The sequence below is a fragment of the Variovorax jilinensis genome (assembly GCF_030316885.1).
GTDB classification, from domain to species: Bacteria; Pseudomonadota; Gammaproteobacteria; order Burkholderiales; family Burkholderiaceae_C; genus Variovorax; species Variovorax jilinensis.
The window spans coordinates 231,052-254,323 of record NZ_JASZYQ010000004.1 but is presented as its reverse complement, the minus strand read 5'-3'; the positions used below and the strand labels follow the sequence as shown (position 1 = coordinate 254,323).

Here is a 23,272-nt window from a genome sequence, read left to right as displayed (position 1 = left end):
GGCGCCGCCGCTAACGCAGCCGCACTGGCTCGATGTCGATGCTGTGCGTGCCGTCGCCCAGCATCAGCGTGCCTTCCTGGACCGTGGCCTGCAGCTGCATCGAGCGCTGCGCGAGCGTCGCCAGCGATTGCGAGGCGGCCGTGGGCACCCGGAATACCGAGAGGTTCTGCGGCCGCGTGAGCTTGTTCTGGATGCCGCGCCACCAGATCTCGGCTGCATGGTTGAAGCAGTAGACGATCACCTCGTCGGCCTTGCCGCAGGCCTTGATCACGGGCTTGTCCTCGGGCTGGCCGACTTCGATCCAGAGCTTGACCTCGCCGGTGAAGTCGCGCAGCCAGACGTCGGGCTCGTCGGGGTTCGAGAGGCCGGCGCCGAAGGCCAGCGTGCCGTCGCCGTTGCAAACGTCCTGCAGCTTGTGCGCATTGAGCGCGAGCGCGACCAGCCGGATCATCATCCGTTCGTCGGTCTCGCTCGGATGGCGCGCCAGCGTCAGCGCGTGGTCGGCGTAGTAGTTGTGATCGATGTCGGCGACCGCGAGGTTCGCCTTGAAGATCGTGGACTTGAGTGCCATCAGGCCCGCCGCGCGAGCTCGGCGGCCTTGCCGACGTAGCTCGAAGGCGTCATGGCCAGCAGCCGGTCCTTCTCTTCCTGCGGAATCTCGAGCGAGCGGATCAGTCCGTGCAGCGCCTCGGCCGTGACGGTCTTGCCGCGCGTCACTTCCTTGAGCTGCTCGTAGGCGCCCTGCACGCCGAAGCGGCGCATCACGGTCTGGATCGGCTCTGCCAGCACTTCCCAGGCACCGTCGAGGTCCTCGGACAGCGCTTCCTGGTTGAGCTCGAGCTTGCCGAGGCCGGTCGCGAGGCTCGCGTAGGCCAGCGTGGCGTAGCCGAAGGCGACGCCGATGTTGCGCAGCACGGTGCTGTCGGTGAGGTCGCGCTGCCAGCGGCTGATGGGCAGCTTCTCGCTCAGGTGGCGCAGCACCGCGTTGGCCAGGCCCAGGTTGCCCTCGGCATTCTCGAAATCGATCGGGTTGACCTTGTGCGGCATGGTCGACGAGCCGATCTCGCCGGGCTTGAGCCGCTGCTTGAAGTAGCCCAGGCTCACGTAGCCCCAGATGTCGCGCGAGAAGTCGATCAGGATGGTGTCGGCGCGCGCCACGGCGTCGAACAGCTCGGCCATGTAGTCGTGCGGCTCGATCTGGATGCTGTAGGGCTGGAAGGCCAGGCCCAGGCCCAGCGGCGCCGGTGTCTCGACCACCTTGCGGCTGAAGGCTTCCCAGTCGAAGTCGGGCCAGGCCGCCAGGTGGGCGTTGTAGTTGCCGACCGCGCCGTTCATCTTGGCGAGCAGCGCCACGCCGGCGATCTGCTCGCGCGCCTTGGCCAGCCGCACCGCGACGTTGGCCAGCTCCTTGCCGACCGTGGTCGGGCTCGCGGTCTGGCCGTGGGTGCGCGACAGCATGCTCACGTCGGCGAACTTGGCGGCCATCTCGCGCAGCGTGGCGATCAGTCCGTCGATGGCGGGCAGCATGACCTTGTCGCGCGCGGCCTGAATCTGCAGCGCATGGCTGGTGTTGTTGATGTCCTCGCTGGTACAGGCGAAATGCACGAACTCCGAGGCGGCCAGCAGTTCCGGCCGGGCCTCGAACTTGGACTTGATCCAGTATTCGACTGCCTTCACGTCGTGGTTGGTGGTCTTCTCGATCTGCTTGATCGCCACCGCGTCGGCCTCCGAGAAGTTGGAGACCAGGCCTAGCAGGTACTTGCGGGCGCCGCCCGTGAGTGGCTTGAATTCGGCGAAGCCGCAGTCCGACAGCGCGATGAACCAGGCCACCTCGACCTGCACGCGCCGGTGCATGTAACCCTGTTCGCTCATCAGCGGACGCAGCGCCGAGAGCTTGGCCGCATAGCGGCCGTCGAGGGGGGAAAGGGCGGAGACTGTGGAGAAACTCATGGCCGAATTTTAGGTTGTGGACCGAATCGGGCAATTTCGCGCAGGCGCATGGCGTCTGCCCGCAACGGCAGAATGCGCGTGTTCCCCTAGAATCAAAGCGCTACAACGAAGACCCTGATGGGGGGAATGCCCGCATGAAACTGATCGGATCGGCTACCAGTCCTTACGTGCGCAAGGTGCGCGTGGTCATGGCCGAGAAGCGGCTCGACTACCAGTTCGTGATCGAAGACGTCTGGTCTGACGACACCACGATTTCCGCCTCCAATCCGCTGGGCAAGGTGCCCTGCCTGATCATGGACGGCAGCGAAGCCATGTTCGACTCTCGCGTCATCGTCGAATACCTCGACACCCTGTCGCCGGTCGGCAAACTGATTCCGCAGCAGAGCCGGGAGCGCGCCGAGGTCAAGACCTGGGAAGCGCTGGCCGATGGCGTGATGGACGCTGGCCTGCTGCTGCGCATGGAAGCCACCTGGCGCCACCGCGCCGACAGCGAGCGCAGCCAGGCCTGGATGGACCGCCAGTTGGGCAAGGTCAGGGCCGGCATCGCCGCCATGGCCAAGGGCCTGGCTGACAAGCCCTTCTGCAGCGGCATCCACCTGAGCCTGTCCGACATCGCGGTCGGCTGCGCCCTCGGCTGGGTCGACTTCCGCTTCCCCGAGATCGACTGGCGCGCCGACCACGCCAACCTCACGAAGCTGTTCGACAAGCTGATGCTGCGTCCTAGCTTCGCAGATACCAAGCCCTGATCCTGCTCGACAGTCACCCAGCAAAAAGCCCCGCATGCGGGGCTTTTTTTGGCGTCGAAGTCCCTGGTCCGATCTCCGGCCGCCGAAGGCAGGCCCGTTCGCGGGATACCGCGGAACCGGCTTCGCCGGGCCGCTGGTATCGCCCCCGGTAGGGGTGGGAGGGCTACACGAAGTGAGCCCGACCTGGGGGCGAGTGGAAAAATGTTACGAGGCGCCCCGACGCGAAGGAGGGAGGGAGGGAGGAGGAGAAGAATCGCCTCGGGATTTCAACCTGGCGGCAGGCGCCTGGAAGACCTCGCAACATGAAAACCTTCCGGGCCTTCGTGCCCGGTGTCGGTATGAGCGCAGGCCTCGCGGCGCGGTTCCATTTGAAGAAGTAAGCGTTTGTGACGGGGGCTAGTTCGTGCGGGTAGCGGCCGGTGAGGCGCCCGGCGAGGCCGCCACCGGCGCCGCGCCGAGCTGTTTCTCGAGTTCGCGCACGAAGGCGCGATCGTCCGGCGCGGTCATGCTCGAGTACGAATCCACCACCTTGCCGTCGCGGCCGATCAGGTACTTGTAGAAATTCCATTTCGGCGCCGTGCCGGAAATCTGCGCCAATTGTCGAAACAACGGATTGGCGTCGGGTCCGCGCACCGAGGATTTGGCGAACATCGGGAATTTCACGCCGAAGGTGCTTTCGCAGAATTCCGCGATCTCCTTGTTCGAGCCCGCCTCCTGCGCGAAATCGTTCGAGGGAAAACCGAGCACCACGAGCCCGCGCGAGCGGTATTTGGTGTCGAGTGCCTCGAGGCCCTTGTACTGCGGCGTGAAGCCGCAAAAGCTCGCGGTATTGACCACCAGCACCACCTTGCCCGCGTACTGGCACAGGGCCTGCGGCTTCTCGTCCTGCAGCCGCGGAAAGCTGTGCTGGAGGATCGCCGGGCAGCCGGGGGTGGCCGCCGCGGCTGGCGGGGCGGCCGTGCCCTGCGCCGCCGCACCCATGGCCAGGAGGCCCGAGATCACCAGCGCGGGTGCGAAAAGCACTGTGAAGCGGAAGGGCATAGGCATCGCGGATTTCCCAATGAAAAGGGTGCAGGATTTGAGACTCTCGCTGCACGCAAATCCTGCATCATCGCGCGTCGTTCACGGGCCTGTAGTGCGAGCCGACTAAAATCCCGGGGCTTACGAAAGACATTGATGCTCTATCCGGAACTCTTCAGACAACTCGAATCTGTCCGCTGGGACATGGACAAGGATATTCCCTGGCAGTCTTTCGACGCAAGCAAGCTCACCGACGAGCAGGCGCAGACCATCAAGATGAATGCGATCACCGAGTGGGCGGCGCTGCCGGCCACCGAGATGTTCCTGCGCGACAACCGGCATGACAGCGACTTCTCGGCCTTCATGTCGATCTGGTTCTTCGAGGAGCAGAAGCACTCGCTGGTGCTGATGGAATACCTCAAGCGCTTCAGCCCCCAGCATGCGCCGACCGAGGCCGAACTGCACGAGGTGCGCTTCGACTTCGACCCGGCGCCGCCGCTCGAGACGCTGATGCTGCACTTCTGCGGCGAGATCCGTCTCAACCACTGGTACCGCCGTGCGGCCGAGTGGCATACCGAGCCGGTCATCAAGCACATCTACACCACGCTGAGCCAGGACGAGGCCCGCCACGGCGGCGCCTACCTGCGCTACATGAAGCGCGCCATGGAGAAGTTCGGTGACGAGGCCCGCTCGGCCTTCACCAAGGTGGGCGTGCTGATGGCCAGCGCGCGCCGCACCGCGCAGGCGCTGCATCCGACCAACCTGCACGTCAACAAGGCGCTGTTCCCGAACGACACGATCCAGAGCCGCGTGCCCGATCCCGATTGGCTCGAGCACTGGCTCGACAAGCAGATCAAGTTCGATGCCACCTGGGAGACCAAGGTCGGCGAGCGCATCCTGCACAACCTGAGCCTGCTGATGAACCGCAGCTTCAAGACCGTGCAGGAGCTCAACCGCTACCGCAAGGAACTGGCTGCCTCGCTGGGCCCGGCGCCCGCCTACCAGGGCGCCTGAGGGCCCCTCGCGTCCATTCGTGCAGGCCCTTCGCTCGCCCGGCCTCTTTGCCTGACGGCGCGTCTCAGCGCCGCTCGACGATCACGGGCGCGAGCCTGAGCCCGTTGCGGAACTGCTCGGCCGAATCGCGCGCCTGCTCGCGCGAGGCATAGGGCCCCGATTGCACGCGATGCGTGCCGCCTTCGCTGAACACATTGAGGCTGCCGGCCAGCGGCGGCATCGCGCTCGCCACCTGCTGCTGGAAGCGCTGCGCGCCTTCGGCCTGGCTGAAGGCGCCGATCTGGACCCAGAAGCCCGGCGTGGCGGATTGCATCGCGACGCCTGAGCGCGGCGCGGGTGGGGCCGCCGCGGGCGTCTGCGTCGACGAGAGGGGCTGCGCCGGGGCCGACGCCGCCGGTGACACCGGCGCCAAAGGCGCCATCGGTGGCAGCGCCGTGATCTGCATGGCGTCGAAGCGCGAACTCGCGACCACCGGCGAGGTCAGGGTGGAGGGCACCACCACCGCGCCGGCCGCGGCTTCAGGGCCCGCCGTCGCCGCCGGCACCTGTGCTGCCGCAACCACCGGCACCTCGCCACGCCGCCAGGCGCCCGTTCGGATGTCCTCGTTGGTGATGCGCTCGATCTCCACCGGCCCGACGCCGCGCAGCAGGTCGAGCTTGAGCGCAGCGGTGTAGCTGAGGTCGATGACGCGGTCGTCGTGGAAGGGGCCGCGGTCGTTCACGCGCACGATCGCCTCGCGCCCGTTGGCGGGATTGCGCACCCGCACGTAGCTCGGCAGCGGCAGCGTCTTGTGCGCGGCCGTCATCGCGTACATGTCGTAGGGCTCGCCGCTCGCGGTGGGCTGGCCATGGAACTTGGTGCCGTACCACGAGGCCAGGCCGCTTTCGCGCAGGGGCCGGTCGTCGGTGATCGGCGTGTAGGAGCGGCCCAGCACCACGTAGGGCTTGCTGGTGCCGCCGCTGCTGCGCAGCGTTTCGATGCGTGGCTCGGCATCGGGCACCTGGCTCAGGTTCGAGGGTGGATTGGCAGCGGCGCCGTCGCGACCACCGCGCGGGCCGCTGGCGCAGCCGGACAGCACCAGCAGCGCCGCGCAGACCGCGCTGCCGAGTGCCACGAGTGCCGGGCTGCCGTCGCGATGGCCGGGTTCAGCCAAACACGGCCTTCCACAGCGCGAGCATCGCCTCGCGTTCAGCGACCAGCGAGCCCATCGGCACCTGCGTCGGCTCCTCGTTGAGGCGCGCGCGATGCTGCACGCGGCGCAGTTCGCGGTACGCCGAGGCCGCGGCCTGGCCGACGCCCGCGGGCAGCAATCCGGCCGCCTCGGCCCGCAGCAGCAGCGCGATGTTGCCCACGTTGGGCACCAGTTCCGGATGGGCGCCCGAGGCCGACAGCACGAGAAACTGCACCGCGAATTCCGCATCCACCATGCCGCCCGCGCTGTGCTTGACGTCGAACAGCCCGGTCTTCACCGGGTGGGCGGCGCTGACCTTCTCGCGCATCGCGACGATCTCGGCCCTGAGCGCCTCGCGGTCGCGCGGCGCGGTGATCACGGCGCCGCGGATGCGATCGAAGCGCTCGGCCAGTGCCGGGGCGCCGAGCACGCAGCGTGCGCGCGTCATGGCCTGGTGTTCCCAGGTCCAGGCGGTGTTGCTGCCGCGGCCGAGCTGGTACTTCTCGTAGGCCTCGAAGCTGGTCGTCAGCAGGCCCGAATTGCCGTTGGGACGCAGCGCGGTGTCGATCTCGAACAGGTCGCCCTCGCGGGTCTTGACCGTCAGCCAGTTGATCAGCTTGCGCACGTAGGCGGCGTAGACCTCGCCGGCGCGCTCGTCCTCGTCGTCGTAGACGAACACGATGTCGAGGTCGCTGCCGTAGCCGAGCTCCTTGCCGCCCAGCTTGCCGTAGCCGATGACCGCGAACTGCGGCGCCTCGCGGTGCCGGTTGCGCAGATGCGGCCAGCACCAGCGCGCGGTCACGCGCAGCACGGCGTCTGCCAATGCACTGAGATCGTCGGCCACCTGCTCGACCGTGATGCGGCCGTCGACGTCGCGCGCCAGCGTGCGGAACAGCTCGGCATGGTGCGCATGGCGCAGCAGGTTCAGCAGCCGTTCCTCGTCGGCCTCGCCGGTGCGGGTCAGCGAGCGATGGCGATCCTCGAGCTCGCGTTCGAACTCGGCGGCGACGAAGCGGCCCGACAGCATCTCGTCGCTGGCCAGTTCGTCGATCACGCCCGGGTGCTGCATGAGGTAGCGCGCGGGCCACTTGGCCGAGCCGAGCAGGCGCAGCAGGCGTTCCTGGACCGCGGGCCGCTCGACCAGCAGCGCGATGTAGCTCTCGCGGCGCAGCAGCGGCTCGATCCAGTCGGCCCAGCGCAGCGCGGCATCGACGTGGCGTGCCACCTGACCCGGTCCGTCGCCGTCGGGCTCGCGCAGCCACTGGCCGGTGCGTTGCACGAGCTGGCGCAAGCGGGCACGGGTCTCGTCGCGCAGCGCCAGCACGCGCGGGTTGCCGGACCACTCCCGCATGCGCGCGGCGAACGGTGCCGGCAGCTGGTCGAGCAGGTCGGCCATGTCGATCTGTGGCACCTGTACGGACGTTCCCTTGCAGCCCGTGCAGGCCTTCTTGCCGCCGAGCAGCTTGTCGAACTCCTGGGCCACGAACTCGCGGTGAGTGTCGAGCTGGGCGAGGAAAGCGCAGCAGTCGGGGAAGCCGAGCGTGAGCGCGATCCAGCGCAGATCGTCGTCGTTGACCGGCAGCACGTGGGTCTGCTGGTCGTCCAGGTACTGGATGCGGTGCTCGACCCGGCGCAGGAATTCGTAGGCCGCGGCCAGCGCGTCGGCCGCTTCCTGCGGCATCAGGTTGGCGCGCGCCAGCCGCTGCAGCGCGTCGAGCGTGGGCCGCGTGCGCAGTTCGGGAAACTGGCCGCCGCGCACGACCTGCAGCAGCTGCACCGTGAATTCGATCTCGCGGATGCCGCCGCGCGACAGCTTGACGTCGTTGGCGCGCTCGGGCCGGCCGGCGCTGCGGCGCGCCGCCTGCTCGCGGATCTGGCGGTGCAGCGTGCGCAGCGAATCGAACACGCTGTAGTCGAGGTAGCGGCGGAACACGAAGGGCAGCACCACGCCGCGCAGCGCCTGCGCGCTGCCGTCGGCCACCACCGACGCGGGCGCCACCACGCGGCTCTTGAGCCAGGCGAAGCGTTCCCATTCGCGGCCCTGGACCTGGAAATACTCCTCGAGCGCGTCGAGCGAGACGACGCTGGGACCCGAGTTGCCGTTGGGCCGCAGCGCGAGGTCGACCCGGAACACGAATCCGTGCTCGGTGGTGTCGCCCACCAGCGCGTAGATGCGCTTCACCACGCGCGAGAAGAAGTCCTGGTTGGCGAGCCGCGAGCGCCCCTCGGCGTTGCCGGCGGTTTCGCCGTCGTGGTCGTAGAGGTAGATCAGGTCGATGTCGCTCGAGACATTGAGCTCGCGCGCGCCGAACTTGCCCATGCCGACGATCCAGAGCTGGGCCCGGCGACCATCGGCCGCCAGCGGGGCGCCGTGCGTGGCCTCGAGCTCGGCGCAGGCCTCGCGGCAGGCGACGTCGAGCGCGAATTCGGCCAGCTCGGTGACCGCGCAGGTGACGACGGCGAGCGATGCCTGGTGGTCGCAGTCGAGCGTGATCAGCCGCTCCATGACCAGCTGGCGAACGATGCGAAGCGCGTCGGCGATGTTGTCCCCACGCGCGCGCAGGGATTGGTAGGCCTCGGCCATCTGCGCCCGGCGCGGTTCGCCTTCGGCCAGCAGCGCGAGCTCGCCGGCATAGCGGCGGCGCAGCCTCTGCACGAAGCGCGAGGAGGCCGACAGCGGCGATGAATCGGAGGGCGGCGTCGGCCGGTGCGCCGGAGTACCGGCACCAGGGACGCCCGGGTGGGAGCTGGCGGTCATAATTCCTGACACAGCGCGATCCTCAATGAACGACACGACGTCTTCCCCTTCACGTCTGCTCAAGATCACCGCTGCAACGGCACGCTGGTTGTTGGGTTTGCTGATCGGTGCATGGCTGTTGCTTGCGCTGTCAGTCGTTGTCCTACACGTCTGGATTGTGCCGCGAATCGGCGACTACCGTGGCGCGCTCGAGGCGCAGGCCTCGCGAGTCATCGGGGTGCCCGTGCGCATCGGCGCCATCGAGGCGCGTTCGAGCGGCCTTTTTCCGACCATCGAGCTGCACGACGTGGTCCTGCTCGACGAGCGCGACCAGGAATCGCTGCGCCTGCAGCGCGTGGTGGCCAGCGTGTCGCCGCGCTCGATCTGGAACCTGAGCTTCGAGCAGCTCTACGTCGAGCGGCCGCAGGTCGAGGTGCGGCGCGACGCGCTCGGCCGGATCCGTGTCGCCGGCCTCGACATGTCGAACGACACCAGCGGCGGCGGCGACGGCGCCGACTGGTTCTTTGCCCAGCGCGAAGTGGTGGTCGAGGGCGGCACGGTGCGCTGGAGCGACGACTGGCGCAAGACCGAACCCCTGCTGCTGACCGACGTGCAGTTCGTGGCCCGCAACGGCGGCCGCAGCCATGCGATGCGACTGGACGCCACGCCGCCCGCGGGCTGGGGCCAGCGCCTCACGCTGATGGGCGAGTTCCGCCAGCCGCTGCTGTCGGTGCGCAGCGGCAACTGGCGCAGCTGGCGAGGCCAGATCTTCGCCAACCTGCCCTATATCGACATCCGGCGCCTGGGGCGCTACGTCGACATCGATGCCCGGATCGTCGAAGGCGCGGGCGGGCTCAGGGCCTGGGCCGATGTCGATGACGGCGTCATCACGGGCGGCGTGGCCGACCTGGCGCTGAACTCGGTCGACGCGGTGCTCGGCAAGGATCTCGAACCGCTGGTGCTGCGCGACCTGACCGGCCGCCTGAGCCTGAAGCGCAGCGACACCCTGCTCGAGTTCGCCACCACGGGCCTGCAGTTCCAGACCGCCGACCGGCTGCGCTGGCCCGGTGGCAACCTGTGGTTCCAGCATGTCCCGGCCAAGGGTCGCGCGCCGGAGCGCAGCGCGCTGCGCGCCGACCGGCTCGATCTCGCTGCGCTGGCGCTGATCGCCGACCGGCTGCCGCTCGGCGCCACCACGCGCCGTCTGATCGACGCCTACAAGCCGCGCGGCCTGGTCGAGCACATCGACGCCAGCTGGCAGGGTTCCGGCGGCGAACCGGTCAGCTACCAGCTCAAGGGCCGCGCGAGCGCATTCAGCATCGCGGCGCAGCCCGGGGAGCCAGTGCCGGTACCGGCCCAGTCGCAAACGCAGGCGCAGGCGCAGGCGCACCCAACGCACGCGTCGCACGCTTCCCAGGAGCCTGTCGGAACGCCCGGCGTCAGCGGCGCGACGATCGACTTCGACGCCAGCCAGGCAGGTGGCAGCGCCACGGTCGCGATCGCGAGCGGCGCGCTCGACCTGCCGGGCATCTTCGAGCAACCGGTGGTACCGATGGAACGTCTTTCGACCCAGGTGCAGTGGAAGCTCGACGGCCCGGCGGTGCAGGTGCAGGTCTCGAAGCTGCGCTTCGCGAACGCGGATGCCGAGGGCGAGGCCGATGCCATCTGGCACACCAGCGATCCCGCCACCTCGCCGTCCAAGGACCGCTACCCGGGCGTGCTCGACCTGCAGGGCCGGCTCACGCGGGCCGACGGCACGCGCGTCTGGCGCTACCTGCCGCTGCACATCCCCAAGGACACACGCGACTACGTGCGCGACGCGGTCACCAAGGGCACGGCCAGCATGGTCGACTTCAGGGTCCGCGGCGACCTGTGGGACATGCCGTTCACGGACCCGAAGCAGGGCGAATTCCGCATCGCCGCCAGGGTCGCCGACGTCAGCTATGCCTACGTGCCGCCGACGCCCGGCGACACCCACGCCTGGCCCGGGCTCACGGGCCTGTCGGGCGAACTGGTGTTCCAGGGCGCCGGCATGCAGGTGCGCAACGCGCGCGGCCGGATCGCGGGCACGCAGACGATCGAGGTCTCCAAGGCCGAGGCGCAGATCGCCGACATGTCGCACCACGCGCCCGTGCTCAAGCTCGATGCGCAGGCCAAGGGTCCGCTCGGCGAATTGCTGCGCGTCGGGGCGCCGCTCGCGGGCGAGCTCGGCAGCACGCTCGCCGGCATGCGCGCCAGCGGCAATGCCGACTACAAGCTGCGGCTCGAGTTGCCGCTCTCGGCCATGGACAAGACCAAGGTGCAGGCCAGCATCGCGCTGGCCGACAACGAGCTGCAGCTGGCGGCGGCGGCACCCGCGCTCACGCAGGCGCGCGGCACGCTGAGCTTCACCGAGAACGGCTTCGCGCTGGCCGGCGTGCAGGCGCGCGCCCTGGGCGGCGCGCTGCGCGTCGAGGGCAGCGGTGGCTTCAGCGACAAGCAGCCCCTCGACGTCCGCGTGCAGGGCACCGCGAGCGCCGACGGCCTGCGTGCGGCGCGCGAGGTCGACTGGCTCGCGCGGCTGGCCAGGAACGCGAGCGGGAGCACGCCCTACGCCGCCAGTTTCACGGCCCGCGACGGCGCCTCGGAGTTCCTTCTCACCAGCAGCCTGCAGGGGCTGGGCCTGCAGCTGCCCGCGCCTGCAGCCAAGGCGCCCGAGGATCTGATGCCGCTGCGGATCGAGAAGAAGGTGGTGCTGCGCGAAGCCCGCGGCGGTGCGGCGCCGGTCGTCAACGACCAGATCTCGGTCGAGCTCGGCAAGGTCGGGTCGGCCGTCTACGTGCGCGACATCTCGGGGCGCGAGGCCAGGGTGCTGCGCGGCGCGATCGGCATCGGGCTCGGGCCCGGCGAGTCGGCACCGCCGCCCGAGCGCGGCGTGCTCGCGAACCTGCGCTTCCAGCGGCTCGACATCGGCGCCTGGGAGGCGCTGTTCAATTCCACCGCCGGCAAGCCGGTCGAGGCCACGGGCCCGGCACCGGTGGCGACCGCGGCCGACAGCACCGACGATGCCATGGCCTACCTGCCGACGCTGATCGCGCTGCGGGCCCAGGCGCTGTCCTTCGGCGGCCGCACGCTCAACGACGTCGTGCTGGGCGGCACGCGCGACGGCCCGGTGTGGCGCGCGAACGTCGATGCCACCGAACTCAGCGGCTACGTCGAATACCGCCACACGCAGGCCGGCCGGCTCTATGCGCGGCTCGCCCGGCTCAAGATCGCGCGCAGCGAGACCAGCGCGGTCGAGTCCCTGCTCGACGAGCAGCCGAGCACCCTGCCCGCGCTCGACATCGTGGTGGACGACTTCGAGCTGCTGGGCCACCGCCTGGGCCGCGCCGAGATCGATGCCGTCAACCGTGGCGGCGTTGGGCGCGAATGGCGCCTCGGCAAGCTGACCTTCACCAACCCCGACGCCAGCTTCAGCGCCCAGGGCAGCTGGGCGGCCCCACCCGGCGGCCCCGCGAGCGGCGGACGCGAGAACCGGCGCACGAACATGGACTTCAAGCTCGACATCGTCGATGCCGGCAACCTGCTCAGCCGCATGGGCATGAAGGACGTGGTGCGGCGCGGGCGGGGCCGGCTCGAGGGCCAGGTCGACTGGACCGGTTCGCCGTTCTCCATCGACTATCCGAGCCTCGGCGGCCAGTTGCAGATCGACGTCGAGTCGGGTCAGTTCCTGAAGGCCGATCCCGGCATCGCCAAGCTGCTCGGCGTGCTGAGCCTGCAGGCCCTGCCGCGCCGGCTCACGCTCGACTTCCGCGACATCTTCAGCGCCGGCTTCGCCTTCGACTTCCTGCGCGGCGACGCCAGCATCGTGAAGGGCGTGGCCAGCACCAACAACCTGCAGATGAAGGGCGTCAACGCGGCGGTGCTGATGGACGGCTCGGCCGACATCGCGCGCGAGACCCAGAACATCCGCGTGGTGGTGGTGCCCGAGATCAGCGCCGGCACCGCGGCGCTGGTCGCCACCGCGATCAATCCCGCGATCGGCCTCGGCACCTTCCTGGCGCAGATGATCCTGAGCCGGCCGCTGATCGCCGCCGCGACGCAGGAGTTCCAGATCGACGGCACCTGGACCGATCCGAAGATCACCCGCGTGCCACGGCGCGCGCCGCCGGCCTCGCAGGCCGCGCCCGCCGAGACGCAGCCGGCCCCGAGATAGACAATCAGGTCCCCAGCAAGGAGACGAATGCCATGAAAGTCGCAGCCATCCAGATGGTGTCGGCGGTCGCCCGCGAGGCCAACCTGGCGCGCGCGCACGACCTGCTGGCCGAGGCGGCCGCCGCGGACGCCGAGCTGGCCGTGCTGCCCGAGTACTTCTGCATGATGGGCCGGCGCGACACCGACAAGCTGGCGCTGCGCGAGAACGCCGACGCCGGCACCGTGCAGAGCTTCCTGGCCGATGCGGCGCGCGAATTCGGCCTCTGGATCGTCGGCGGCACGCTGCCGATCGAGACCGACGACGAACTGCACGTCTTCAACAGCTCGCTGGTCTACGGCCCCGAGGGCCAGCGCGTTGCGCGCTACGACAAGATCCACCTGTTCTCGTTCGACAACGGCCGCGAGCGCTACGACGAGGCGCGCGTGATCGCGCCGGGGACGCAGCCGGTCTGCTTCGACCTGCCCTCGCGCGACGGCCATCGCTGGCGCATCGGCCTGAGCGTCTGCTACGACCTTCGCTTTCCCGAGCTGTACCTTGCGCTGGCGCGCGACGGCGCCGAATTGCTGCTGGTGCCGAGCGCCTTCACCCACCCCACGGGCGCGGCGCACTGGGAGGTGCTGCTGCGCGCCCGCGCGATCGAGAACCTGGCCTGGGTGGTGGCGCCCGCGCAGGGCGGCACGCACGAGAACGGCCGCCGCACCTGGGGCCAGTCGATGGTGGTCGATCCCTGGGGCAACGTGGTCGCGCAGCAGGCCAGCGAGGAAGGCGTGGTGGCGTTCGAGCTCGATCTGGCGCGGCTCGAGAGCGCGCGCAGCCAGCTGCCCGCGCTGGGCCACGCCGTGATCCGAGCCTGATCGGTGTCCGCTCCTGCCTTGCCCGTCGCCCGCGTGCTGCGTCCCGCCTTCGCGCGGCTGCGGCTGCTGCGCTCGGCCTGGCGGCGCTGGCAGCTGTGGCTGCTGCTCGCGATGCTGGTGCTGGCGCTGCTGGTGACGGTGGTCTGGCTGGCCGGGCGGCACGAGGTCGAGCAGACGCAGAGCGTGCTCGACCGCGACACTGCCGATGCCGTCTCCGACCTGCGCGACGGCATGCAGCGCAATGTGCAGACGCTGCGGGCCTCGCTGGCCGGTGGCGTCGATCGCGAGCAGTGGGAGAACCGCGCCGCGGCGCTGCTGCGCGACCACCGCGAGTGGCTTCGCCTCGAATGGCGCGATGCGGCGCTGAAGCCGATCGGGATGGTCGATTCGCCCTACCGCCGGCGGATCTTCGAGCCGGACGACCGCGGCCCGGGCCAGCCCGATGTCGAGCAGGCCTGCGCCAGCGCGCGCAAGCTCGGCACGCCGGCCTATTCGCCGAGCCACTACGTGCCCGTGATCCAGGGAACCGGCCTGGAGGTCATGGAGGTCTGCGTGCCGGTCGAGGGCGGCGGCTACCTGGTGGCCGCCTATTCGCTGCGCGACATCCTCGGCGAACTGCTGGCGCCGATGCTCAGCCGCGGCCAGGAGGTCGCCTTCACCGAGGCCGACGGCACGCGCCTGGTGGCGATCGGCGCGCCGCGGCGCATCGGCACGCGGGTCTTCAGCGCACAGCAGCTGATCGACCTGCCGGGCGCCACGCTGATGCTGCGGGTCGACGGCTGGCGCGCCGTGCCCGACCTGTTCCCCAACATGCTGACCGCGCTGGTCACGGCGATCTCGATCGCGCTGGTCTCGGTGCTGGTGCTGCTCGCGCGCGATACCCGCCGCCGCCAGCGCGCCGAAGGCGACCTCGCCGACGCACTGGCCTTCCGCAAGGCGATGGAGGACTCGGTCATCACCGGCCTGCGGGCGCGCGACCTGCAGGGCCGCATCACCTACGTCAACCCGGCCTTCTGCGAGATGGTCGGCTTCAGCGCCGAAGAGCTGATGGGCAGCAGCGATGTCGACGTGCCCTACTGGCCGACCGAGCTGGCGCACGAATACCAGCGCCGGCAGGCCGCACGGCTGGCCGGCGGCACGCCGCCGCGCGAAGGCTTCGAATCGGTCTTCATGCGCAAGGACGGCAGCCGCTTCCCGGTGCTGATCTTCGAGGCGCCGCTGATCAACGCTCTGGGCTCGCAGACCGGCTGGATGAGCGCCTCGATCGACATCAGCGAGCAGCGTCGCGTCGAGGAACTGTCGCGCGCCAGCCAGGAGCGGCTGCAGGCCAGCGCACGCCTGGCCACCGTCGGCGAGATGGCCTCGCTGCTGAGCCACGAGCTGACCCAGCCGCTGGCCGCGATCGCCAGCTATGCGAGCGGTTCGCTGAACCTGCTGCACGCCGAGGGCGCGACCCGCGCCCGCGAGCACGAGGAGGTCGCGATGGCGGTGCGCCGCATCGCCGAACAGGCCGACCGCGCCGGCCAGGTGATCCGCAGCGTGCACGACTTCGTTCGCCGGCGCGACCGCACGCGCGAGGCGGTCGCGCCGCAGGCGCTGGTCGAGGCGGTACTGCCGCTGGTACGGCTGCAGGCGCGCAAGCTCGGTGTTCGCATCGAGCTGGCGCTCGAAGATGCACTGCCGGCCGTGGTCTGCGATCGCACGCTGGTCGAGCAGGTGCTGCTCAATCTCGCGCGCAACGGCATGCAGGCCATGGACACGCCCGGCCCCGGCGAGCGCGTGCTGCGGCTGCGCGTGGCGCGTGCCGCGAGCGCGGGCGGTGCAGCCGGCGGCGGCCCGGATGCGCGCCGCTGGCTCGAGTTCTCGGTCGCCGACCTGGGCTGCGGCATCAGCGAGGAGGTCGCCGCGCGGCTGTTCACCCCCTTCTTCACGACCCGTGCCGACGGCATGGGTCTGGGCCTGAGCCTGTGCCGTACCGTGGTCGAGCAGCACGGCGGCGTGCTGATGTACGAGCCGCATCGTCCGCGCGGCACCGTGTTCCGATTCACCCTGCCCACGGCCTGATGCCGTCGAACATCCTCATTCCATGCAACCCCTGATCGACGCCCTGATCTTCATCGTCGACGACGATGCCAGCGTGCGTGAGGCGCTGGCCTGGCTGCTGCGCTCGCGCCGCCTCGTGAGCGAGCATTTCGCCAGCGCCGAGGCCTTCGAGGCGCGGCTGGCCGAGGAGCCGCTGCGCGACCAGCCGCACTGCCTGCTGCTCGACGTGCGCATGCCGGGCACCAGCGGCCTGGTGCTGTTCGACCGTCTGGCCGAACGCGGCCTGCTCGATGCCATGCCGGTGATCTTCCTGACCGGCCATGCCGACGTGCCGACCGCGGTCGATGCGGTCAAGCGCGGCGCCTTCGATTTCTGCGAGAAACCCTTCTCGGACAACGCGCTGGTCGATCGGATCGAGCACGCGCTCGGCGCTTCGCTGCGCGCGGTCGAGGCCCGGCAGGCGCGCGCGCTGATCAAGCGCCGCATCGACGAACTCACCGAGCGCGAGCGCGACGTCATGCGCTGCGTGGTCGAGGGGCTGCCCAACAAGCTGATCGCCGATCAGCTCGCGATCAGCGTGCGCACCGTGGAGGTCCACCGCGCGCGCGTGTTCGAGAAGATGGAAGTGAAGTCGGCGGTGGAACTCGCCAACCTGCTGCGCGGGGTCTGAAGCGCTGCCGTCGGCAGCGACCCCCACACGCAGTGGAGGAACGGGGGGCCTGTGACTAGCCTTGCGGACGCTCGCCGACGTAGATCTCGACGCGCCGGTTCTGGCCGCGGCCAGCCGCCGTGCTGTTGTCGGCGATCGGTTCGCGCGAGCCGCGGCCCTCGATGCGGATCGAGGCCGCCGGCACGCCGCGCGCCACCAGATAGTCGCGCGTGCTGGCAGCGCGCTCGATCGACAGCGGGTTGTTGATCGCGTCGGTTCCGGTGTTGTCGGTGTGGCCGATGATGCGGACGTCGGCATTCGGGTTGTTGCGCAGGCCGCTCGCGAACTGGTCGAGGATCGGCGAGAAGTTGGGCTTGATCGCCGAGCGGCCGGTGTCGAACGAGATGTCGCTCGGGATCGCGAGCTTGAGCTCGTTGTTGGCCGTCTGCGTGACGGCCACACCGGTGCCGCGGGTGGCGGCTTCCATCTGCTTCTTCTGGTTTTCCATGCGCTGCGACCACAGGTAGCCGCCAGCCGCGCCGGCCAGTGCGCCCACGGCCGCACCGGTGCCGATGGCGCTGCGGTTGCCGCCGGTGGCGGAGCCGATCGCTGCGCCCGCGAGCGCGCCGACGCCGGCGCCGATGCCGGTGGTCTTCTGGGTCTGGCTCATGTCGGCGCAACCCGAGAGGACGATGGCGGCGGCGCTGGTGGCGAGGACGAATTTCTTCATTGGGATCTCCTTCTCGAGTGCTGAACTGGAACGCTCGATTATTGCGAGCGCTGGCGAGGCCCCGCGGCGCAGCGGCGTTTCCGCGTGTAACGCCGTCAGGGCATGCAGCGCCCGAAAGTACCGTGAGACGGGGAGGTGGTGCTATCGCTTCGATAGCAGGTGGGCGCTTGGCCGACAGCCGGATGGGCCTTCGAACTACGCGCCGCGGTCGCGCTTCGGCAATTCGGCGGACGGGTCGTCCGCATCGGGTTCATCGTGCAGCTCGCCGCCCTTGCGACCCGAGAACATGGTCCACCAGACGATCAGCACGAACAGGATTCCGGCGCCCAGGGCTTCGAGCAAAATCAGACTCATGAACAAAGGACTCCGGTGGCTGGCGGGACTCGCGATCGTAGCAACGCTCGCGGGTTGCAGCTTCAGCACGCGCCAGCCCGACCTGCCGCCCCCGCCCGCGACGCCCGCTCCGGCGCCGCCGCGCGACCTCGGCCCGTTGACCGGCTCGCTCGCGCATCCAAAGAGCCGCTGGACACCGGTCGCCTGGTCCGAGCTGCCGGGCTTCAACGACGACGCCCTGCACGAGGGCTGGGTGGCGATGGTCACGAACTGCCAGCGGCCGAACGCAGCCTTCGTGCCGCTGTGCCGCGAGGTTCGCCAGCTCGCGCTGGCCGATGCCGACCAGCAGCGCGAATGGATGATGCAGCGGCTGCAGCCGTTCCGCGTCGAATCGCCCGCCGGCCCGGTCGAGGGCAAGCTCACGAGCTACTACGAGCCGGTGTTCGACGCCTCGCGCCGCCCGACCGCCACCCACACGGTGCCGCTCTACCAGACGCCCGCCGGCCTGGTCGCCAAGCGCCCCTGGTTCACGCGGCAGGAGATCGACACGCTGCCGCAGGCGCAGGCCGCGCTGCGCGGTCGCGAGATCGCCTGGCTGGCCGATCCGATCGACGTGCTGATGCTGCACATCCAGGGGTCGGGGCGGCTGCGCATCACCGAGGCCGACGGGTCGCAGCGCATGGTGCGCGTCGCCTTCGCCGCCACCAACGAGCAGCCCTACCGCAGCGTGCAGCAGTGGCTGGTGAACCAGGGCGCGACCAAGGTCAGCCTCTGGCCCGAGGACACCAAGCTGTGGGTGGCGCAGAACCCACAGCGCGTGTCGCAACTGCTGTGGAGCAATCCGCGCTACGTGTTCTTCCGCGAGGAGCCGCTCAACGAGGTCGACGCGGCCTCGGGCCCGGTGGGCGCGCAGGGCGTGCCGCTCACGGCCGGACGCTCGATCGCGGTCGACCGCGACAGCATTCCCTACGGCACCCCGGTCTGGCTGGCCTCGCCGGGCCCCACGCTTCCGCTGGCCAGGCTGGTGGTGGCGCAGGACACCGGCAGCGCGATCGTCGGCGCGGTGCGCGCCGACTATTTCGCCGGTACCGGCGCCGACGCAGGCCGCGTGGCGGCGCGCGTGAACCAGCCGCTGCGCCTCTGGGCGCTCTGGCCCAAGTAGGGCCGCTTGCCCGTCTCAGCCCGCGATCTTCACGATGTAGAGGGTCAGGCCGGTGACGATCGCGATGTGCAGAAGGAACTCCACTCGCCGACCCCGCGGTGCGATCGCGAGCGCGCCGCCTGCGATGAGCAGGGTCAGGGAACCGAACATGAGATCGAAGGAGACGTTCACCGGGGACGGGGCGTGAGCGCCGGCACACCGGCTTTCGAGGCGCGGATTATCCATGAGGCCGCGGCCGCTTCGGCGCGCCTATGATCCATCGATTCCGGAGGCATCGAATGGGCAATCCCGACACAGGTCTGATCGGCCTCGGCGCCATGGGCGCGGGCATCGCGGCCACCTTGCGCTCGCGTGGGCACGCGATGCACGTCTGCGACGCCCGACCGGGCGCGGCGGCGCGTTTCGCCGAAGGCGGCGGCGTCGCACTCGACACGCCGGCGCAGGTGGCGGCGGCCTGCGACGTCGTGGTCTCGGTGGTGGTCAACGCGGAGCAGACCGAGGCCGTGCTGTTCGGCCCGGATGGCGCGGCGGCGGCCATGAAGCCCGGCAGCGTTTTCGTGATGTGCTCGACCGTCGACCCCAATGTCTCGATCGCCTTCGAGGAGCGCCTGCTGGCCGCCGGCATCCACTACGTCGATGCGCCGATCTCGGGCGGTGCCGCCAAGGCCGCGAGCGGCCAGATGACCGTGATGAGCTCGGCCCGGCCCGAGGCCTATGCGCGCGCCGATGCGGTGCTCGATGCGATGGCCGGCAAGGTCTACCGGCTCGGCGACCGCGCCGGCGCCGGCAGCAAGGTGAAGATCATCAACCAGCTGCTGGCCGGCGTGCACATCGCGGCGGCGGCCGAGGCGATGGCGCTCGGCCTGCGCGAGGGCGTTGCGCCCGAGGCGCTGTACGAGGTCATCACGCACAGCGCCGGCAACAGCTGGATGTTCGAGAACCGGATGGCGCACGTGCTGGCCGGCGACTACACGCCGCTGTCGGCGGTCGACATCTTCGTCAAGGACCTGGGCCTGGTGCTCGACACCGCACGCGCCACGAAGTTTCCGCTGCCACTGGCCTCGACCGCGCACCAGATGTTCATGCAGGCCTCGAGCGCGGGCTTCGCGAAGGAGGACGACAGCGCGGTGATCAAGATCTTCCCGGGCATCCGCCTGCCCGGTGCCGGCCCGACCGAGTCCTGAACTCATCTCCACCCATCACCACCGACCATGCCCCGCTTCGCTGCCAACCTCTCGATGCTCTATCCAGAGCTCGATTTCCTCGACCGCTTCGAGGCCGCCGCGCGTGACGGCTTCCGCGCGGTCGAATTCCTGTTCCCCTATGCCTATGACAAGTCGGAACTGGTCGCGCGGCTGTCGGCCAACGGCCTGCAGCAGGTGCTATTCAACGCACCGCCGGGCGATTGGGAGGCCGGCGAGCGCGGCCTGGCCAGCCTGCCCGGGCGCGAGGCCGAATTCCGCAGCGGCGTGCAGCGCGCGATCGACTACGCGGTGGCGCTCGACTGCCCGCGCATCCACGTGATGGCCGGGCTGGTGCCCTCGGGCGTCGAGCGCGAGACGCTGCGCCCGACCTATGTCGCGAACCTGCACTGGGCCGCGGTCGAGGCCGCCAAGGCCGGGCGCGACCTGCTGATCGAGCCGATCAACACGCGCGACATTCCGGGCTTCTTCCTGAACCGGCAGGCCGAGGCGCACGCGATCGTCGAGGAGGTCGGCGCGCTGAACCTGCAGGTGCAGATGGATCTCTACCACTGCCAGATCGTCGAGGGCGACGTGGCGATGAAGATCCGGCAGTACCTGCCCACCGGCCGGGTCGGCCATCTGCAGATCGCGGGCGTGCCGGATCGCAACGAACCCGACATCGGCGAACTCGACTACGGCTACCTGTTCGAGGTCATCGACGAGGTGTCGGCACAGTGCGGCTGGAAGGGATGGATCGGCTGCGAATACCGGCCGCGGCGCGGCGCGGTGGCGAACGGTTCGTCCGACGGGCTGGGCTGGCTGCGCAGCCTGCCGAAGAAAAGCTGAAGGCTGGCGGCGAGGCGGCGAGGTGGCCGCTCAGGCAGCCACGGGCGCCGGAGAGGCCGGGCGCGGATCGCGCCGTTCCTCGTCCACCAGGAACACCGGCAGCAGGCCGGCGTCGGGCGTGAGGGCGATGCGCACGCGGTGCGGGCCCTGGCCGTGCTCGCGCGCACCTTCGAGCCAGGAACCCTTGCAGCTCGACGGCAGGCTGCGCCAGCGCGCCAGCGTCATGTGCTGGAAGCCGCGGCCCGGGTAGTTGTGCAGCTCGAGCGGCGTGGCATTGGCCGCGATGTCCATGAAGGTCTTCATGGCCGGGAAGTCTAGGAACGGGGTCGGCGGTCGTCCTTGAGAAAACTCTGGAAACGGGTAGGTTCCAGCCGCTCTCAGCGCTTCACGATGTAGCGCGTGACCACCGGCAGCGCCTCGCCCAGGTGGAAGGCCAGCCTCCGCTCCCGCAGCGCCATGTCGGCCGCGGTCGCACGGTGGAAGCGGCGCAGATGCTCGGTCCACGTCTCGTCGACGATCTGCTCCAGGTAGCGGCCGGGCTCCGTGATGTCGTGCAGCAGTTCCCAGCCGATCGCGCCCTGGCTCAGGCGCGCGCGCCGGGTCTGGTGCATGACGAGGTGGAAGGCCGCGGCGCGCGCGGGGTCGATCAGGTATTCCACCGTGATCACGACACGGCCGCTTTCCTCGGGAACGCTGGCCGGCGGGCCGGCGGCCCAGCCATGCTCGGCCGGGCGGGTGTCGTCGTCCTCGCCCATGCCGTCGGTCACGAAGCGCAGTGCCAGCCACATGCCGACGACGCCGGTCGCGGCCGCGATGCCGAGGCTGACGTAGATCGAGCTGAGTTCGGCGACCTGCCCCCAGAGTGCGGCGCCCAGCGCGCTGGCACCCATGATCGCCATCTGGTAGGTCGACATGCCGCGTGCACGCACCCAGTCGGGCAGGGCGAGCTGGGCCGAGACCGACAGCGAATTGGCGACCGTGATCCAGGCCATGCCGCCCAGGAACATCGCCGGCACCGCGACCCAGGCGTTGGGCGCCACTGCCATGGTCGCGGTCGCGGCGGATTGCAACAGCGCACCGCGCAGCACCAGCTGGTCGCGTTCCAGCGCCTGGCGCAGGCGCGGCAGGAACAGCACGGCCACGATCGCGCCCGAGCCCATCGCGGCCAGCAGCAGCGTGAAGGTGCCGGCGCCGCCGCCCTTGAGGTTGCGCGCGAGCAGCGGCAGCAGCGCGAGCAGCGCGGTGGAATGCAGGAAGAAGATCGAGATCCGCGTCAGCACCGCACGCATGCGCTGCGACTGCCGGACGAACTGCACGCCGACCCGCATCGCGCTGATCAGCCGTTCGCGCCCGAGCGGATTGGGCGTGTGCTCGCGCCGCCAGCGCAGCACCACGAAGCCGGAGGCCACGCACAGCACCGCGTTCAGCGCGAACACCCAGACGGTGCCCGCGCTCGCGATCAGCGTACCGGCCACGAGCGGGCCGACGATGCGCGATGCGTTCATCGCGATGCCATTGAGGCCCAGCGCGGCCGGCAGGTGGGTGCGCGGCACCAGCTCGGGCACGATGGCCGAGAACACCGGCCAGCGCAGCGCCAGGCCGATGCCGTTGGCGAAGGTGAGGGCCAGCAGCAGCGGTGCGCTCATGACGTCGAGCACCACTGCGGCGCACAGCAGCACGGCCGAGCCCGCGAGCCAGAACTGGGTCGCGACCAGCCAGCGCCGGCGGTCCAGGATGTCGGCCAGCGCGCCGCTCGGCAGGCCGAGCAGGAACACAGGCAGCGTGGAGGCCGACTGCACCAGCGCCACCCAGATCGGCGAACTGGTGAGCGAGGTCATCATCCAGGCCGCCGCGACATCGCTCATCCACATGCAGATGTTGGCAATCAGCCAGGTGCTCCACAGCATGCGGAACACCGCGATCTTCAGCGGTTCGAGCGGGCCGACGCGCGGCGGCAGCGCGGGCGGCGGGGCGGTGGAGGCTTCCTGGGGCGAGATCGGCATCGCTGCCTATTGTCTTCGGCCCGGGCGAGTCGGTGTCCCGGCAGCGCGCCGCGGCGCCAGGTGTTCGAGCGGCAATGCACGGCTGGCCTTGACCTCGCCGAGCGAGAAGCTGGTGTGCAGGTCCTTCACGTTCGGCAGGCTCATGAGGTGCTGCAGCGCGAAGCGCGAGAAGCCGTCCAGGTCCTGCGCCACGACCTGGAGCTCGAAGGTGCCGGTGCCGCTGATGTAGTGGCAGGCCACCACCTCGGGCAGGCGACGGATCGCGTCCTCGAGCTTGCGCGTGGCGTCGACGCTCACGCGCTCGGTGTCGACCCGCACGAAAGCCAGCACGCCGAGCCCGATCTTGTGGCGGTCGATCTCGGCGTGGTAGCCCTTGATGTAGCCGGCTTCCTCGAGCGCGCGCACGCGGCGCCAGCAGGGCGCGGCGGACAGGCCCACGCGCTGCGACAGCTCGGCGTTGGTGAGCCGGCCGTCCGCCTGAAGTTCTTGCAGGATTGCGAGGTCGAACTTGTCAATACTTTCCATTGATCGCCATTCTAGGCAAGAACCTTTCAAGAACACGGCGAGAACGCACATAGAACGCAAACACCTGTCGAGACAGCAGGCATACACTTTGCGTCATGATGGCCGAGGGG

Annotated in this window: 20 protein-coding genes; 9 read left to right on the top strand and 11 right to left on the bottom strand. The window is 69.8% G+C overall.

Annotated features, from left to right (window positions below; genetic code table 11):
* Nucleotides 1–10: 10 nt before the first annotated feature.
* Together QTH87_RS16905 and purB are read right to left on the bottom strand one after the other, a co-directional pair.
* Nucleotides 11–571: a YaeQ family protein gene (locus QTH87_RS16905; RefSeq protein ID WP_286610789.1), complete on the bottom strand. Its 561-nt coding sequence runs from the start codon at nucleotides 569–571 to the stop codon at nucleotides 11–13.
* On the bottom strand, nucleotides 571–1,950 hold the full coding sequence (purB, locus tag QTH87_RS16900; protein WP_286610788.1) for an adenylosuccinate lyase: 1,380 nt from the start codon (nucleotides 1,948–1,950) through the stop codon (nucleotides 571–573). Before purB ends, QTH87_RS16905 begins: the two co-directional genes overlap by 1 nt.
* 134 nt (nucleotides 1,951–2,084) lie before the next feature.
* Between purB and QTH87_RS16895 the strand changes: the two genes are divergently transcribed.
* Entirely contained in the window at nucleotides 2,085–2,696 is a 612-nt protein-coding gene (locus QTH87_RS16895; RefSeq protein WP_286610786.1) for a glutathione S-transferase N-terminal domain-containing protein, read from the top strand.
* Between the two features lie 396 nt (nucleotides 2,697–3,092).
* On the opposite strand, the gene QTH87_RS16890 is transcribed toward QTH87_RS16895, so the two are convergent.
* A complete protein-coding gene (locus tag QTH87_RS16890; protein WP_444812800.1) occupies nucleotides 3,093–3,743 on the bottom strand; it encodes a glutathione peroxidase in 651 nt (216 codons plus the stop codon).
* Nucleotides 3,744–3,872: 129 nt separating this feature from the next.
* Between QTH87_RS16890 and QTH87_RS16885 the strand changes: the two genes are divergently transcribed.
* Nucleotides 3,873–4,730, top strand: a complete 858-nt coding sequence (locus QTH87_RS16885; protein WP_286610785.1) for a ferritin family protein — start codon at nucleotides 3,873–3,875, stop codon at nucleotides 4,728–4,730.
* 64 nt (nucleotides 4,731–4,794) lie between these two features.
* Here QTH87_RS16885 and QTH87_RS16880 read toward each other — a convergent pair whose 3' ends face one another.
* Together QTH87_RS16880 and glnE are read right to left on the bottom strand one after the other, a co-directional pair.
* Entirely contained in the window at nucleotides 4,795–5,883 is a 1,089-nt protein-coding gene (locus QTH87_RS16880; protein WP_286610784.1) for a septal ring lytic transglycosylase RlpA family protein, read from the bottom strand.
* On the bottom strand, nucleotides 5,876–8,659 hold the full coding sequence (gene glnE, locus QTH87_RS16875; RefSeq protein WP_286610783.1) for a bifunctional [glutamate--ammonia ligase]-adenylyl-L-tyrosine phosphorylase/[glutamate--ammonia-ligase] adenylyltransferase: 2,784 nt from the start codon (nucleotides 8,657–8,659) through the stop codon (nucleotides 5,876–5,878). The genes QTH87_RS16880 and glnE overlap by 8 nt, the downstream gene beginning before the upstream one ends.
* A gap of 25 nt (nucleotides 8,660–8,684) precedes the next feature.
* Between glnE and QTH87_RS16870 the strand changes: the two genes are divergently transcribed.
* From QTH87_RS16870 to QTH87_RS16855, 4 genes are all read left to right on the top strand, one after another.
* Nucleotides 8,685–12,833 carry a YhdP family protein gene (locus QTH87_RS16870; RefSeq protein ID WP_286610782.1) on the top strand — a complete coding sequence of 1,383 codons (4,149 nt, stop codon included), beginning with the start codon at nucleotides 8,685–8,687 and terminating at the stop codon, nucleotides 12,831–12,833.
* 32 nt (nucleotides 12,834–12,865) lie between these two features.
* Nucleotides 12,866–13,687, top strand: coding sequence for a carbon-nitrogen hydrolase family protein (locus QTH87_RS16865; RefSeq protein WP_286610780.1), 822 nt, complete (start codon nucleotides 12,866–12,868; stop codon nucleotides 13,685–13,687).
* 111 nt (nucleotides 13,688–13,798) lie between these two features.
* Nucleotides 13,799–15,751, top strand: coding sequence for a two-component system sensor histidine kinase NtrB (locus QTH87_RS16860; protein ID WP_286611198.1), 1,953 nt, complete (start codon nucleotides 13,799–13,801; stop codon nucleotides 15,749–15,751).
* Between the two features lie 22 nt (nucleotides 15,752–15,773).
* On the top strand, nucleotides 15,774–16,400 hold the full coding sequence (locus QTH87_RS16855) for a response regulator transcription factor (protein WP_286610778.1): 627 nt from the start codon (nucleotides 15,774–15,776) through the stop codon (nucleotides 16,398–16,400).
* Nucleotides 16,401–16,455: 55 nt separating this feature from the next.
* Here the strand turns inward: QTH87_RS16855 and QTH87_RS16850 are convergent, their stop codons facing one another.
* Both QTH87_RS16850 and QTH87_RS16845 read right to left on the bottom strand, forming a co-directional pair.
* Nucleotides 16,456–17,109 (bottom strand): YiaD family glycine zipper/OmpA-like lipoprotein, encoded by a 654-nt coding sequence (locus tag QTH87_RS16850; protein WP_286610777.1) that lies wholly within the window; start codon nucleotides 17,107–17,109, stop codon nucleotides 16,456–16,458.
* 195 nt (nucleotides 17,110–17,304) lie between these two features.
* Nucleotides 17,305–17,463, bottom strand: a complete 159-nt coding sequence (locus QTH87_RS16845) for a hypothetical protein (RefSeq protein WP_286610776.1) — start codon at nucleotides 17,461–17,463, stop codon at nucleotides 17,305–17,307.
* On the opposite strand from QTH87_RS16845, the gene mltA reads away from it, so the two are divergent.
* Nucleotides 17,462–18,604, top strand: coding sequence for a murein transglycosylase A (mltA, locus tag QTH87_RS16840; protein WP_286610775.1), 1,143 nt, complete (start codon nucleotides 17,462–17,464; stop codon nucleotides 18,602–18,604). The genes QTH87_RS16845 and mltA overlap by 2 nt on opposite strands.
* 15 nt (nucleotides 18,605–18,619) lie before the next feature.
* Here mltA and QTH87_RS16835 read toward each other — a convergent pair whose 3' ends face one another.
* Nucleotides 18,620–18,754: a hypothetical protein gene (locus QTH87_RS16835; RefSeq protein ID WP_286610773.1), complete on the bottom strand. Its 135-nt coding sequence runs from the start codon at nucleotides 18,752–18,754 to the stop codon at nucleotides 18,620–18,622.
* Nucleotides 18,755–18,855: 101 nt separating this feature from the next.
* Here QTH87_RS16835 and ltnD point away from each other — a divergent pair, with 101 nt between their 5' ends.
* Together ltnD and otnI are read left to right on the top strand one after the other, a co-directional pair.
* Nucleotides 18,856–19,788 (top strand): L-threonate dehydrogenase, encoded by a 933-nt coding sequence (ltnD, locus tag QTH87_RS16830; protein WP_286610772.1) that lies wholly within the window; start codon nucleotides 18,856–18,858, stop codon nucleotides 19,786–19,788.
* Nucleotides 19,789–19,815: 27 nt separating this feature from the next.
* Complete coding sequence (gene otnI, locus QTH87_RS16825) at nucleotides 19,816–20,634, top strand: 2-oxo-tetronate isomerase (RefSeq protein ID WP_286610770.1); 819 nt, start codon at nucleotides 19,816–19,818, stop codon at nucleotides 20,632–20,634.
* A 30-nt stretch (nucleotides 20,635–20,664) separates the two neighbouring features.
* Here the strand turns inward: otnI and QTH87_RS16820 are convergent, their stop codons facing one another.
* From QTH87_RS16820 to QTH87_RS16810, 3 genes are all read right to left on the bottom strand, one after another.
* Entirely contained in the window at nucleotides 20,665–20,937 is a 273-nt protein-coding gene (locus tag QTH87_RS16820) for a hypothetical protein (protein ID WP_286610768.1), read from the bottom strand.
* A 74-nt stretch (nucleotides 20,938–21,011) separates the two neighbouring features.
* On the bottom strand, nucleotides 21,012–22,637 hold the full coding sequence (locus QTH87_RS16815) for an MFS transporter (protein ID WP_286610766.1): 1,626 nt from the start codon (nucleotides 22,635–22,637) through the stop codon (nucleotides 21,012–21,014).
* Between the two features lie 6 nt (nucleotides 22,638–22,643).
* The gene (locus tag QTH87_RS16810) at nucleotides 22,644–23,162 is read right to left on the bottom strand and encodes an Lrp/AsnC family transcriptional regulator (protein ID WP_286610764.1); all 519 of its coding nucleotides are present in this window, start codon (nucleotides 23,160–23,162) and stop codon (nucleotides 22,644–22,646) included.
* Nucleotides 23,163–23,272 lie beyond the last annotated feature (110 nt).